This is a genomic window from Alteromonas sp. ABE4_545 (genome assembly GCF_056161325.1).
On the sequence record NZ_JBSWYY010000005.1, the window covers coordinates 192,296 to 207,331 of the forward strand.

12 protein-coding genes are annotated in these 15,036 nt (G+C 45.9%); 3 read left to right on the forward strand and 9 right to left on the reverse strand.

Annotated elements, in window-relative coordinates; genetic code table 11:
- Positions 1 to 50: 50 nt before the first annotated feature.
- The 6 genes from ACXAH6_RS07245 to rplU form a co-directional block, all read right to left on the reverse strand.
- Positions 51 to 2,519, reverse strand: coding sequence for an FtsX-like permease family protein (locus tag ACXAH6_RS07245; protein WP_474875975.1), 2,469 nt, complete (start codon positions 2,517 to 2,519; stop codon positions 51 to 53).
- Positions 2,516 to 3,232, reverse strand: coding sequence for an ABC transporter ATP-binding protein (locus ACXAH6_RS07250; protein WP_474875976.1), 717 nt, complete (start codon positions 3,230 to 3,232; stop codon positions 2,516 to 2,518). Before ACXAH6_RS07250 ends, ACXAH6_RS07245 begins: the two co-directional genes overlap by 4 nt.
- 3 nt (positions 3,233 to 3,235) lie before the next feature.
- Positions 3,236 to 4,483: an efflux RND transporter periplasmic adaptor subunit gene (locus ACXAH6_RS07255; RefSeq protein ID WP_474875977.1), complete on the reverse strand. Its 1,248-nt coding sequence runs from the start codon at positions 4,481 to 4,483 to the stop codon at positions 3,236 to 3,238.
- Between the two features lie 245 nt (positions 4,484 to 4,728).
- Positions 4,729 to 5,892, reverse strand: a complete 1,164-nt coding sequence (gene cgtA, locus ACXAH6_RS07260) for an Obg family GTPase CgtA (RefSeq protein WP_474875978.1) — start codon at positions 5,890 to 5,892, stop codon at positions 4,729 to 4,731.
- Between the two features lie 162 nt (positions 5,893 to 6,054).
- Positions 6,055 to 6,312 carry a 50S ribosomal protein L27 gene (gene rpmA, locus ACXAH6_RS07265; RefSeq protein WP_474875979.1) on the reverse strand — a complete coding sequence of 86 codons (258 nt, stop codon included), beginning with the start codon at positions 6,310 to 6,312 and terminating at the stop codon, positions 6,055 to 6,057.
- Positions 6,313 to 6,327: 15 nt separating this feature from the next.
- Positions 6,328 to 6,639, reverse strand: coding sequence for a 50S ribosomal protein L21 (gene rplU / locus ACXAH6_RS07270; RefSeq protein WP_474875980.1), 312 nt, complete (start codon positions 6,637 to 6,639; stop codon positions 6,328 to 6,330).
- Positions 6,640 to 6,998: 359 nt separating this feature from the next.
- Between rplU and ispB the strand changes: the two genes are divergently transcribed.
- On the forward strand, positions 6,999 to 7,970 hold the full coding sequence (ispB, locus tag ACXAH6_RS07275) for an octaprenyl diphosphate synthase (RefSeq protein WP_474875981.1): 972 nt from the start codon (positions 6,999 to 7,001) through the stop codon (positions 7,968 to 7,970).
- 98 nt (positions 7,971 to 8,068) lie between these two features.
- On the opposite strand, the gene ACXAH6_RS07280 is transcribed toward ispB, so the two are convergent.
- Positions 8,069 to 10,078, reverse strand: coding sequence for a PAS domain-containing protein (locus ACXAH6_RS07280; protein WP_474875982.1), 2,010 nt, complete (start codon positions 10,076 to 10,078; stop codon positions 8,069 to 8,071).
- A gap of 238 nt (positions 10,079 to 10,316) precedes the next feature.
- Between ACXAH6_RS07280 and ACXAH6_RS07285 the strand changes: the two genes are divergently transcribed.
- Entirely contained in the window at positions 10,317 to 11,921 is a 1,605-nt protein-coding gene (locus ACXAH6_RS07285) for an L-lactate permease (protein WP_474875983.1), read from the forward strand.
- Between the two features lie 71 nt (positions 11,922 to 11,992).
- Complete coding sequence (locus ACXAH6_RS07290; RefSeq protein ID WP_474875984.1) at positions 11,993 to 12,967, forward strand: ChaN family lipoprotein; 975 nt, start codon at positions 11,993 to 11,995, stop codon at positions 12,965 to 12,967.
- On the opposite strand, the gene ACXAH6_RS07295 is transcribed toward ACXAH6_RS07290, so the two are convergent.
- Together ACXAH6_RS07295 and pepQ are read right to left on the reverse strand one after the other, a co-directional pair.
- The gene (locus tag ACXAH6_RS07295) at positions 12,964 to 13,692 is read right to left on the reverse strand and encodes a ZIP family metal transporter (RefSeq protein WP_474875985.1); all 729 of its coding nucleotides are present in this window, start codon (positions 13,690 to 13,692) and stop codon (positions 12,964 to 12,966) included. The genes ACXAH6_RS07290 and ACXAH6_RS07295 overlap by 4 nt on opposite strands.
- Positions 13,693 to 13,713: 21 nt before the next feature.
- Positions 13,714 to 15,033: a Xaa-Pro dipeptidase gene (gene pepQ, locus ACXAH6_RS07300; RefSeq protein ID WP_474875986.1), complete on the reverse strand. Its 1,320-nt coding sequence runs from the start codon at positions 15,031 to 15,033 to the stop codon at positions 13,714 to 13,716.
- Between the last annotated feature and the right edge of the window lie 3 nt (positions 15,034 to 15,036).

A 15,036-nucleotide genomic window follows, 5' to 3' on the forward strand; every position in this document is an offset into this window, starting at 1 on the left:
CATTACCTCGGGGCAGTTCAACATCAGAAACTTATTGGTAACACGTTGGCTTATAACTCTCGCAATGCGCGCATTGGGTCTTTGCGAATAACCCGCCACCCCGGAATTGCCACCGACACCAACATAGCAATAGCGAGTACGATATTCATCATTACCGCGGCAGGCCAGTCAAATGAAGGAGCGCTTTCAAACAAATCACGCATTGAGTCGTAAGCAAAAACACTGGCAATGGCACCAAGGCTTAGCCCAATCACAAGCATCCACAGCGAATCTTTCAACAGCAACTGCATCAACCTCATTTGCTTTGCTCCCGTGGCCATTCTGACTGCCAGTTCATAGCTTCGTTGGCCAGCTGTTATCTGGCTCAACCCAGACACACCGATAATAGCCAGCATCAGCGTAAGTACCGCTAAACCAGCAATCACAATCATATTAAGACGCGTAGCTTGTGTGACCAACTCCCAACGTCTCTCCATAGACTCCACGGTAACCTCGCCGAGTCGAGGGTCAATTCCGTTAAGTAAACTCGTAACCTGCTCAACATTAAGCACTTTTCCTTCAGGCATAATAACCACTGCCGAAAGTCTGTTAAAGCTCATTCTTGCTGGGGTACTAAAATAGATTTCAGGCGCGCTGACATTCAACGTGGCTGACGGCATGGGGTCAACATCTTCAACAATACCAACGACGTTATAAATATCGTCGTCATCATCCCCCGTTTTGATTTCACGCCCCACCATCGACGCCCAATCGGTTTCATTGGTTCGTTCCATCGCGAACGACTGAGATACCAATACGTTAGACAACCCTATGTCATCCTGAGTTAAGTCACGCCCTGCCAATAATTTAATATCAAACGCGTCTAACATACCCTCAGCCCACATCATGGGGCGGATCATCACCGAGTTCCCGGTTTCTGGGTCTGGATAAGCACTCATTGAAACATCAGCGGTAAGGGGAAGCGCATTCATATCGTAAACATCGCCGTCTAGCAGAGATAAACGCTCAACAAAGGTTTGTCTTAATTGCTGCCATTCGCTGCCTTGATAAGCCTCATACTCTTCCATTGACGCCTGCCACGCCTCATCGCTAACCGGCATACTCACTTCATAAGCATTGGGCATCTTGTAGCCAAGGTTTTGGTAGGTATTGTTATAACTGTCTTTCACCGAAATACTGGCGGCTACCAGTAAAACGCTTGCCAGTGAGAGTTGAACCACCATTAACAGCTTACTCACGGTTTGCTTTTGCTGCGCAGGCGTGCCCTTACCACTCGAATTTAGACTTTCAGTAAGTGCCGTTTTATCAACGTGAATCAGAGCAATTGCCGCAAAGACAATGTTAATCAGTATGATGAAAGCCAGCGCGATAACAATACTGGTTGAGTCTATAGAAATCTGGTCGAGTAAAGGCAGATTATCACCAGACAAAATCGGTAACACTTCTATTAACCAGCCCGCTGCAATTAAACCTAGCAAGGTTGCGACTAGGAACATAGGTAAATTTTCTACAAATATGAGAGCGCGAAGTTTACCGATTGACGCCCCCATACAAATTTGGATAGCAAATTCTTTGTTGCGACTTTGATAATGCGCAATAAATATATTGAGCAAATTCAAGCACGCCATAATCAGCAAACTCACCATCGCAATAACTAAAACGAAAACCAACTGTTCGCTATCACCAATAAATGCATCGCGATAAGAGGTGACGGCTGTCGTCGTCTTCTTATTCAGTAAAAACTCTTTTGCTCGCTCAATAGTGATCTCATCGTTGACGTATTTGACAAACCATTGCTGCAACTCATCTTGAGTCGGCAGCAAGTTTTTAGGTCCTCTAACTACAGCTAAGGGACCGAGATTAAGCCTAATGGTATCTGGCGACGCCAAACTCGGGGCCAGTTCTTGAAATCGCCAAATCTGTTGTGGCGCATCGCCACTTAAGCTCGCGGTATTAAGGCTGGTAAAGTTGTCGTATACACCAAATATTGGGTAGTCCGTGCCTTCAAGGCGAATGGTCATGTGGGTTAAATCTGTGGTGCCAGCAAAAGTTGATTGCCACAAACTTTTGGAAATCCATACGCCCTCAGCAGCATTCTCAATCGTGCTACTCTTACCGCTTATCAAAGCAAGCCCCAATACTTCGGGAGCGCCGGTAGACGCGTGAAAGTTTGTCACATTGATATCACTACCGTTCACACTCACAGTTGTATTGTCAGGCGATATATATGCCCATTCGAGTTGCTCTGTCCAAAATGCTTTGGCGGATGCAACTCGTCTAATGTCGCTGAAAAAAGGCACAACCAAGCCTTCGTTAAACTCCAAACGTAAGTCGACTTGGTGTAAATCAACCTCATCAACATCCGGTAACGGCTTAAATAACAGAGTATTGGCTACAGCGGCAACGGTGAGGACCGCCGCCAACGTTAACCCTAATGTTGAAATGAGCGGTAAACTCAAACGAGGAAGCGTAAACAGGCGGGCTATACCCTGCTTAAACGCATTGAGATAGAGCTTCATGCAACCCCCTGTTCAGGCCTGAGTTGCAGCTTTTTTTCACCCACAATTTTACCGTCAAGCAATTGTATTTGGCGGCCGACCAATCCGCTGTAACGGCTGTCATGAGTCACCATAACGATGGTGGAACCTTGTTGATTGAGTTCCATGAGCAGTTTCATCACAGCATCGCCATTTTTGGTATCAAGGTTACCGGTCGGTTCGTCAACCAACATTAAATCAGGGTTGCCGACCAGCGCTCTTGCGATTGCCACACGCTGCTGCTGCCCTCCAGAGAGTTGATTCGGCTTATAGTTTATCCGGTGCTGCATACCCACCTTCTCTAGCGCGTCGATAACAGCCGCTTTAACAATTTCAGATTTCTCGCCTCTGTGTTCCAACGGAAGCGCCACATTTTCAAATACTGTCATGCTGTCGATAAGATTAAACGACTGAAAAACATAGCCTATGTGCTGATTACGCACTTGCGTTCTCTGGTCGATAGTCAAGCCACTAGTGTCTATACCGCTAATGTTAAAATTGCCCTGGGTGGCGCTATCAAGTAACCCCATGATCGTGAGCAACGTCGATTTTCCACAACCAGACGGCCCTGTAATAGCAACAAATTCACCACTATGAATTTTCAGTGAAATACCTTGTAAAGCATGAGTTTCTATCTCTGAACCTACGTATTTCTTGTGAATATTGTCCATACTCACTACGGTTTGATTACCCATTGTTTATCCCTTTTGTCTGATTGTCATCGTGTCGTATTCCGCCCACGCATCTTGCATTTGTGAAATAAAAGATTCATTAGCAGCTAAACCGGATTGAATGATGAGTTTGCCTTTAGTGAGGTCACCCAACTGAATGTGTCGTTTGACCGCTTGGGTTTGATCTTTTTCTATCACAAACCTGTCCAGTTGCGACATAGGCCGCAATCCAGCGAGCTGAGTGACGTACAAGGCGTCATATTGCGTTTTTATAAAGATTTGCCCAGTGACTGGCGCAAATGGTCTCGCATCTGCGGGAAGTGGGCTAGTTAATCGCACCTCTGCGATAACAACACCATTATTCACCACCGATTCAATAAGGTTCACCTCGCCAGTGATTTGCCCTTTGCGCGTTGTCAGCTCGACCGGTGCGCCCACGGTTATTTGGTCGGCTTGATGCTGAGGCACGCGCAATCGAGCCAATAGCTTATCTGCTGAGCCTACCCGACCTAACACGGTGCCCTGTGGCAGTGCTTGGCCTATTTCCACATCTAAACTTTGCAATGTGCCATGTATACCAGCCTTAACTTGCATATCATCAAGTTGATGTTGCAGTAATGCCACCTGCTGATTTAGCTGTTCAAGCTCTATTTGACGCTGTTTGAGCTGAAATGCTTGTACCTTAAGGAAGTGTTGATATTTTTGCTTTTCAAACTCAAGTCGCTTGTTTTCTTGTTTAACTGCCAGTTCAGCACGCTGAATTTCAAGCTTTGCAGACACGCCGCGCTCAGAAAGCTGGGTATTAACGCTTAAATCAAGCTGTGCTCGTTCTAAAGCCGCTTCAATGTCGGCCATGCGACTTTGATAGTCCAGCCGCTCGTTTTGTTGCTCGAGTTCAAATGATTCTAACTTTACTTTTCGTGCGTTGTAGTCACCTAAGGCTGACTGATAAGACTGATTCAACTCTGGGTTAGTCAGTGACAATATCACCGTATCGGGCTTAACTTCAGTGCCGGGCCGTAAATAGATTTCCGCCACTTTTCCCGACGCTTGTGATGTTAGCAGTCGCTCTTGTTCTGAAAACAGCTCGCCAAATGCCTGACTAAATAAGTCGAGGTTCCCTTTTTTAACTTCCAATATCGCTACATCTTCCGCTGAAACAGTCAGTGTATCTTTACCATTAAGGAAGAAGGCAACACTCAATAATGCAACAACACTTAAGCCTATTGCATACCTGTGTTTAAGTGACTTTTTCTGTGCTATTTCTATTTTCATATTGCTCTGCCATATCCATTTACACTAGATAATGGAAAAGTCATGCCAAAACAAAAAATAGAATAATAACAACAAGATAGGAAAATAAAGCGCTTTGTTAAAGCATCGGTAAGTTCGATATCGAACAATACTGTTCGATAATGACTTTCAGTTTAGATTTTTTCGCGCAGACTGATTTACAAGCGATAAGGCCCAAAAAAAAGCCCGAGTAAAACTCGGGCTTAGGTATTTTTATTGAGGTGTGTTTACTCGTTGGTGTAAACCACATTCGGATGATCGTCGTCTTCATCCCAGTCATCATCATCATCGAGTTCGTCGTCGAAGTCATCTAATGTATTTTTGTGGTAGGTGTCCCACTTAAATTCAGTGTCTTCTTTGCTTGCTTCTTCCAGCATGTCATCTGGCAACGACTCGATAAAATCCATGATATTTTTACAAAGTGGGTCGAGATTCAAACGTTGGAACGCAGAGATCTGGTAAGTTTCACCTTCCCATTCCAACTCTTCTTTGATCTTCTGACACAGCTCATCGGCTTCTTCTTCAAGTAGCAGATCCACCTTGTTGAATACCAACCAACGCGGTTTTTCAGCCAGTTTAGGGCTGTATTTCTCTAGTTCGTTGATAATAGTTTTTGCGTTTTCAACAGGGTCTGAGCCATCGGCCGGCATCAAATCTATTAGATGCAATAAGATACGGCAGCGCTCTAGGTGTTTTAGAAAGCGAATACCTAAGCCTGCGCCTTCTGCCGCGCCTTCGATCAACCCTGGAATATCGGCGATCACAAAGCTGCGCATTGAATCCTGACGTACAACGCCTAGGTTAGGCACCAAGGTAGTAAAAGGGTAATCGGCAACCTTAGGCTTAGCAGCAGAAACAGAGCGAATAAAAGTTGATTTACCCGCATTTGGCAAACCTAATAAGCCAACATCAGCAAGCAACATCAACTCTAGTGTTAGGTTGCGGATCTCACCCGGTGAGCCATTGGTCTTCTGACGTGGCGCGCGGTTAGTACTGCTTTTAAATCGCGCATTACCCAAACCGTGATAGCCGCCTTGAGCTACTTTTAATCTTTGTCCGTGCTTGGTTAAATCGCCCAGCACTTCGCCGGTGTCAGCATCGGTGGCGCGAGTACCTACCGGTACGCTTACGTCTAAATCTTTACCGCCACGACCGTTACAGTTGCTGCCCTGACCATTTTGGCCACGCTCAGCACGGTGAAAGCGCTCGAATCGATAGTCGATTAAGGTATTTAAATTCTCATCAGCAACGAGAAACACGCTGCCGCCATCGCCACCGTCGCCGCCATCAGGGCCGCCTCTAGGGACGTACTTTTCACGACGGAAGCCGATAACGCCGTTGCCGCCATCACCGGCTTCAACTCGAATTTCTGCTTCATCTACAAATTTCATGTTTACCTCAAAAAACTATCGACCCGCGTATCAATACTGCTTTTCGCGACCGAGATTACCTATTGCTTTCGTTAATTATAACGCAGATAACCGCAGTCCCTCTACGCATAAACAAAAAACCCCGCAGATGCGGGGTTTTTTCATCGTTCTTTACACTCGTGCTTACTCAGCAACGATGCTCACAAACTTACGGTTTTTAGGTCCTTTAACTTCGAACTTAACTTTACCGTCTGAAAGAGCAAAAAGAGTGTGGTCTTTACCGATACCCATGTTGTCGCCTGCGTGGAAACGCGTACCACGTTGACGAACAATGATGTTACCAGCAAGTACAGATTCACCGCCGAAACGCTTAACGCCTAGACGTTTACTTTCTGAATCACGACCGTTTTTGGTGCTACCACCAGCCTTTTTGTGTGCCATGTGTTCGTGCTCCTCTTATGCAGTGATACCAGTGATCTTCACTTCAGTGAACCACTGACGATGACCCATTTGCTTACGATGATGCTTACGACGACGGAACTTGACGATCTTAATTTTCTCGCCACGTCCGTGCGCAACTACTTCTGCAGTCACTTTGCCGCCAGCAACGAAAGGTGTGCCGATTTTTACGTCTTCACCGTTGCTAACCATCAAAATGTTATCAAACTCTACAGTATCGCCTTGGGCGACCTCGATCTTCTCGAGACGAACGGTCTGGCCTTCGGCCACACGGTGTTGTTTACCACCACTTTGGAAAACCGCGTACATATTAAACTCCGCTCTGCGTCCTATGACGCTTCAATTCAAAAAACAGGGCGCGAATTGTACGTGAAACATCCTGCGATCTCAAGGCCAAATTACACAAAATTCGATTATTTTTCGCACTAATTAACCATTTCGATGACAAAGCCTTTAAAAATAGGGTTTTGCTAACCGAAATAATCGCAAAAGTCAGTCACTTCACTGCCGTTAAAGGCCCCAATTATCGCACAGAAAAGTTATAATTCGACAAATAAATCAATAAATACGTTAGTTTTCTCATTATTTTGAGTATGTGGGTGGATACCCTAAATGAATCAGGTACAATCAGCCCCATTCGAAACTTGGTGCCCTACTCAGACCGATTCATGGATATAAATCAAATTCGTGCCCTTGCTGAAGCCGATATGCAAGCTGTTAACAAACTGATTCAAGACCAGGTAGATTCAGATGTTGCACTCATTAATCAGTTAGGCTTCTACGTTGTGAACAGTGGCGGCAAGCGTTTGCGCCCGTTGTTAACTGTGTTGGCTGCTCGCGCACTTGGCGTTGACACCACCAAACATCACACATTGGCCGCCATTATCGAATTTATTCATACCGCAACATTGCTCCATGACGATGTGGTTGACGAGTCGACAATGCGCCGAGGAAGAGAAACGGCAAACGCGGTATTTGGTAACCAAGCCAGCGTGCTGGTAGGTGACTTTTTATACACCCGATCATTCCAAATGATGGTGAGCCTGCACAGTATGCGTGTAATGGAGATATTATCCGACGGCACCAACATGATCGCACAGGGCGAAGTTCAGCAGTTGATGAACTGTAACGACCCCGACACCACCGAAGAAAGCTATTTCGCCGTTATCTACGGCAAAACCGCTCGTTTGTTTGAAGCGGCTACCCAACTTGCTGCGGTTATCACTAACCAAAGCGATGAGGTAGAGCAAGCCATGCTCGCTTACGGCAAGCACTTAGGCACCGCGTTTCAACTCGCAGACGACATGCTCGATTACGCTGCGAGCAGTGAAGAGATGGGTAAAAATGCCGGCGACGATTTAGCAGAAGGAAAACCCACACTACCACTGCTACACGCCATGTGGAATGCCGCCCCTGAAGATGCCGCACTTATTCGCGATGCAATAGAAAACGCCAATGGTCTGCCGCACTTAGCCCGTATTGTTGACGTAATGAAGCAAACCGGTTCGCTCGACTACACTCGTGAAAAAGCCGAAGCCGAGGCCGATATGGCCATAGAAGCATTAGCGGTTATTCCTGATTCTGATTACAAACAAGCCTTAATTGCATTGGCTCATATTGCTGTTGACCGTCAGTCATAACCCTTGTTGTTGACCCTATCTCTTATTGTGTGTCGCTGCGGCCTGAACGCCTCGGCCGCACACAATATAAAGCATTATTATTACTCAATTGATGTCGTTTAGGCGATGCGGTCAGCCACCGAGAACACAATAGTAAAGGTTACGCCTTCCCCTTCTTTCGACTCACATACAATTGAGCCACCTAACGCATTGGTAATAATATTGTAGGTAATATTTAAGCCCAATCCGGTACCGCCTGTACCGCGTCGCGTGGTAAAAAATGGGTCAAAAATTTTCGGCGCATGCTGTTCACTGATGCCCTTTCCATCATCTTTGTAAACCAAGAGAAACTCGGTGGGTTTTCGCTCTGTGAGCGCAATACTGATAGCGCCAGAACCGCGATCACAAAAGCCGTGATTCACAGAGTTCACTATTAAATTGGTTAACACCTGCGAAATGTAACCAGGGTTTGTAATCACCGTAATATCATCCGCACAGTCGACCGATACCTCAACATTGGCTTTGCGCAAAACAGACGCGAGACTGAATACAACTTCATCAATGTAAAATTTAAGATTAACCTCTCGGTCTTCATCGCTGGTTTGGTCTACCGCAACTTGCTTAAAGCTTCTAACAAGGTGGGCTGTGCGAACTAAATTCTTCTTCACAATATCGGAGATTTCATTAGCACTACTCAGAAACTCTTCAAAGTCATCGGGAGTGAGCCCGCCCTGTTCATAGCGTTGGCGAATATCAGTACACTCCTCCATAAGTTGTGTGACACCGGTTAGCCCAATCCCTACTGGGGTATTAATCTCATGGGCGACGCCTGCCACTAACGACCCCAAACTCGCCATTTTTTCCGACTCAACCAACTTTTCTTGTGTTTGTTTCAGGTCAATAATCATTGACTCTAAATTGTCGTTCGACGACTTAAGCGCGGCGTTTCGCTCAATAATTTGAAACTCCAACTTTTTCTTTTCAGAGATATCACGGGTAATGGCATACAAAACATCTTCACCATTCAAATTAATTTTGGTCACGATGATTTCACACCAAAATTCGGTCCCATCCGCTTTTTTGTGTACCCATTCAAATCGCACACTGCCCGTGGTGAAAGCATGGCCGATAATTTCTTTCGCCGCGTCGGCAGATGCGCGCCCATCGTGTTGATATTCGGGGGAAATATCGATGGGAGTTAACCCCACTACCTGCTCTTTGTGAGTGAAGCCTAAGAGGGCCAAAAACGCTTTGTTACAATCGAGGTAATGCTTGCTCGTCAGTAAACACAAACCGTCGACCGATTCATTAAACAAGGTCTCAAACGTGGCTTTCTGGGCGGCAATTTCAAGTTCTAACGCTTTCTTTTCAGAAATATCTCGGGTGATGGCATACAGTACTTCTTCACCACCTAGCGTTATTTTAAATACGATAATTTCGCACCAAAACTCCGAGTCATCGGCCTTTTTGTGCACCCACTCAAACCGAATGCTGCCCTTGCTAAACGCGGTGTCTATAATTTCCTTTGCCGCTTCTGCTGATGCCCTGCCGTCTCGTTGATATTCGGGAGAAATATCCATAGGTGTAAGGCCAATGATTTCTTCTTTTCGAGAAAAGCCAAGTAAGTGCAAAAACGCTTTATTGCAATCGAGATAACATTCGCTGGTTAATAAACAAAGGCCATCAACAGACTCATTGAATAAGGTTTCAAACGTGTCTTTTTGCGCTTGGGTTTCTAATTCGAGCTTTTTCTTTTCTGAAATATCACGCCAGTTTGCATGTACTACCACTTCGCCATTGAGCATCATTTTTGTAATGATGACTTCGACCCAAAAATCTGAATTATCAATTTTTTTATGTACCCATTCGAAACGTAAACTGCCCTCTTCAATGCACTGGTTGATCAGGGCTAGCCCTTTTTCGTCTGAACGCCGACCATCCGGTTGGAATTCTGGCGAAAAATCGAAGGGCGTTTTACCAATAAATTGCGCTTTGCTATCACACCCCAATAAATCCAACATTGCTTGATTACAGTCGATAAAGACATCATCTTTAAAAATACCTAGACCGTCCTTTGAATCTCGGTATACAGTTTCAAAACCACTGTTGTGTATAGAGATCGTTTGCATATATTTCGATGGCCTCAAATAACGATTTGCCAGATTAATTAGCCTACTCACCACGCATAGGCGCTGGCGAATCAGCTATCTGTTTTCCCGAAAGACGTTTAAAAAAACTAGCAAAGCCACGTGAAATATCCAGTGAAGTGCATCAAAACGATGCGTGTAAGATGCTACAACAGAGAAAACTTCACAGGCTTGTTTCCTTCTGTATACTAATTAAACAGGACGTTTCAGACTCTTATGCATGATGCTGTCACTATTTTTCGCCTACTTCCCCATTGTCTTGCTCATCTACTTAATGAGTAAGAAAAACAGCATGGCTTCTAATCGAGCGCTTCCTCTGTGTGCGGTGGTTGTGTATATCGTTGCTGTTACTGTTTATCAGCACGACATCGTTGCCCTTCATGCAACAGTACTCAATGGCCTACTAATGGCCCTCACCCCTATTTGCATTATCGCTGGCGCGATTTTTCTCTTTCGAGCAATGGAAGTATCAGGAGCACTTGATATCATTCGTCTTTGGCTCAATACCATCAGCACCCACCCTGTTGCTCAATTAATGATAATAGGTTGGGCATTTGCATTTCTTATCGAAGGAGCTAGTGGCTTTGGTACTCCAGCCGCAATTGCAGCGCCCATTTTGTACAGTTTGGGATTTAACGCAGTACGCGTTGCCATATTTTGTCTGGTACTCAACACCATCCCGGTTACATTCGGCGCAGTTGGTACTCCAATCTGGTTTGGCTTGTCGGTACTGAATCTCAGCGATGCCGCGCTTGCAGATATCGCATGGCAAGCTGCGTTGATCAACACCTTCGCTGCGCCTTTTATCGTCATTGCTGCGTTGTATTTTATGCTTGGTAACCTGACTCAGATTAAACAGAGCTTTGGCTTTGTTTTGTTATCGGTTTTCAGCTGTGTGCTGCCTTATTTGTTTCTCAGCCTTGTCAGTACAGAGTTTCCTTCACTCATTGGCGGGCTAATCGGCCTATTTTTAACGCTTATGCTGGCAAAGTTTAACATTGGCTTGCCTCATACCAGCCCGCCCCAAACTGATGCAACGTCCGCTACTTCCTTCACATTCTCCACGTTATTAAAAGCAACCTTTCCACTGTGGGGCACCGTTGTGGTGTTAATCGTTACCCGCATTCATCAATTGGGTATTAAGTCATTGCTGCAATTAGCTGAACCTTCTTGGACCGTTGAACTCGGGCAATTCGGTGTATTAAAAATCAGTGCGGCATTGGTGGTGAGCCTAAATAACCTGCTGATGACAGATCAAAGCTGGACACACAGCGTGCTTTACGTACCGTCGTTTATCCCATTTGTTGTTATTGCTGTTATCACGTTACTTTGGTTCAAGCAGGGGGCGATTAAACAAGTGGCACTGCACACGTGTGAGAAAATGGCAAAGCCATGTCTAGCCTTGATGGGGGCCTTAGTATTTGTGAACGTAATGATGCTGGGAGACGCCTCTTCGCCCGTGGCACTGATCGGTGACAATTTGGCACAACTCACTGGCTCAAGATGGGATATGTTTGCGCCTTTATTAGGGGCTTTAGGAACATTTTTTTCTGGATCTGCCACGATTTCCAACCTGACATTCGGTGGCATTCAACTCGCAATCGCCGAACAACTGAACATCTCCCCCACAACCGTTTTAGCACTGCAATCAGTTGGAGCAGCGATGGGAAATATGGTTTGTATCAACAATATTGTGGCCGTTACGTCTATATTGGGCTTGAGCAAAGCCGACGGCGACATTCTCAAGCGCACCGCCATGGTATTGTTACTCTATGCTGGCATCGCTGGTATAGCTGGTTTGTGGCTAACCACAATAATGAATTGAAAATCATTATCATTGCGAATTGAGGAGCCTGCCATATAATAGAGCCCAAATTCACATCACTAGTATATAAAATGACGCTACTACGTGCTCCACTGTCGCTACTCCCTCTTTGTTTGAGTGTACTCATGTTGTCCGCATGCCAAACCACTCAAGCTCCCCTTTCTCAAACTCCGAAAGCTTCTGATTCCGTTCCTTCGCTTTATGACTACCAATTGCGTAATAAAGCGGGAGAACCCATATCGATGGCGACGTTGCTGAATGACATTGAAGATGCTGATGTGGTAATGGTTGGCGAATGGCATGCTCACCCTGCCGTTCATCTTTTTCAGGCGAAACTAATGGCACAGCTTGCGGCTCAAGCTCAGCCACTTACCCTGTCGATGGAACAATTTACACGTGCTGACCAAGCAGAACTAGATCGCTACTTAGCTGGCGAAATTGGCGAGTCTAGCTTATTGAAAAACACCCAAGCGTGGGATAATTACAAAAGCGATTACCGCCCGTTGGTCGAAATAGCCCGTCAAAACCAATTACCGGTTATTGCGGCAAATGCGCCGCGAAATATTGTTAAGTGTGTCGGCCGCCAAGGCCCTGAATACATACAAGCATTGGACGATGAACGCAAAGCCCTCGTAGCGAAAAATATCGACGTTAGCGACTCACCCTATCGTCAAAAGTTTCTTGGCAATATGCACGGTATGGCCTTACCAGAATCGCGCATTGTGAAAATGTTCGGCGCTCAAATGACTTGGGATGCCACCATGGCAGAATCAATAGCAACTCACTTGGCCGCGCATCCTGAACGCAAGGTATTGCATGTTGCTGGGCGCTTCCATGTTATTGGCGGTCTTGGAACTGGTGCTGAGTTACTCAAACTCAACCCTGATTTACGTATTGTTTATATTTCTGCCATCACAGCAGATGAAGACACCACAGCATCTGACTATCAACTTGTTGTTGAGGCACTCCCCCCAATGTGGGTAAGTAAAGAAGAGCGCATGGCATTAATGGGGGAGCATTCAATGAGTCAGGTGGATTGTAATTAATCCACCAATATCAAACCCAACATGCCAATGAGGAAACCGATAACGGCCCCCAGTGGTGGCGCCCAATGTTTTTCCATCCGAATATTGGGCGCAATATCCTGAAACACGGAATACAGTATTCCACCCGCGGCAAATAACATGATTCCCGCAACCCAAGCAGGATATACTGATAGCCAGTGATACCCCACTAACGTGGCCAACGGGCCTAGTAATGCCATGAGCGTAAAAATAAACACGAGTTTTAAAGAAGGTTTTACGCGCTTCGCATCTCGCTTAGACGCTTCTAACTCACGATACGCATTAAACCCTTCAGGTAAGTTTTGAACTGCGATTAACACACCGAGTAATAAAGTACTGCCCCCTAAGGCGGCGGTTGTCCCAAGCGCTATTGATTCGGGAATGAAGTCACTTAGCATAGCCGCCAACTGGCTGGCTTGGGAGCGCTGTCGAGCCAGATAAATGTCTAGCCCCATAAACGCCAATGCTCCCGCAAAAAAGCATAAGCATGCCATCCAGCCCGATATGTCCGGCAAACTTTCAGGTACCAATACCAAAGCAACAGCAGAAATTAAAGCTCCTGCACCCAGTGCCAGAATACTGTGGCGTAACTCTTCCTCTAACCAATCTGGTTGAAAGCCCTTCACTCGTGCAAGTAGCCCACCCGCAGGCATGGCAAGCCCGGCCACGAGCGCGATCACAACTGCTTCAATTAACGCTTGGCTCATTGTCCATCCTTGGTTTATGACTTACGCCAGACCTAGGTCTCGAGTCATGTTTTCGTTTTTATCACGATGCACAATGATATTGTCTTCAATACGAATACCACCGTAAGGACGGAAGTTTTCAACCGTATTCCAGTTGATAAACTTCGAATCTGGCGTGGCTTTTAATTCCGCCAATAAACTATCGATAAAATACAAACCTGGTTCTATCGTGAACACTTGGCGGGCCTCTACATCACGCGTACAGCGCAAGAACGGATGGGCCTCTGGCGCCGGGCAAGGTGTGCCTCTGTCATCTGCAACCAGACCGCCCACATCATGCACTTGAAGCCCCAAGAAATGGCCGATACCGTGAGGGAAGAAGGTGCGTGAAATTCCCGTTTCGACAATGTCTTGAGGGTTGAGATTAACAATTTCAAAATCGTGCAGGATCTGCGCAATGCCAGCGTGAGCAGCTAAGTGAATGTCGGCATAATTCACACCAGGTTTAAGTAACCCAGCCAACGACAGAGTTAACCCATCTACCGAGCGAATTAGATCTTTAAATGCGTGATCATCACTGCAATAAGTACGCGTGATATCCGACGCATAACCGTGGAAGTTAGCACCTGCATCGATCAAAAATGAACGAGAAGTATTAGGCGCTACCGTGTCACATTGCATGTAATGCAAAATAGCAGCGTGTTCATTTAACGCCATAATTCCCGTGTAAGGCACATCATTGTCGCCCTGACGTGCTGCAGTGTTATAGGCAAGGTTAATATCAAACTCACTAGCCCCCGCCCAAAATGCTTTTTCAGCAGCCTGATGGGCGGCTACCGCAATGCGATTCGACTCTCGCATGCAAGCCAATTCATAATCTGTTTTGTAGGCGCGTTGATAATGCAGATAATGCAACACGCGGTCGGGGTTCACATTGTCAAACCCTAAGGCACTCGCGACTTCAATGTACTCCCCGATATAGGCATAACCTTTTTTATCGTAAGGCAGGTGTTTTTCTACCATATCAGGCTGCTTTAACAGCACAACATCGACCGCGTCGGTCCAAAAATCATTAGGTTCAGGGGGAACTTTGTGCCAAAAATCAACAGGGCGATAAAAAATCAACTTAGGCTTGTCTACACCGTTAACTACCAACCAACAGTTAGGGTTGTCTACCACAGGTACCCAAGCTTTAAACTGAGGGTTTACTTTAAACGGATAATGATTGTCGTCTAGAAAGAGGCGTTTGCTCTGCCCCGAATGAATAACTAAGCCATCTAGCCCTTCCCGTTGTAAGGCTTCACGGGTGCGGCGCTGGAGTTCATCGATATGCTGTTGGTAAGTTTCAGCGAATGGCGTCATAAG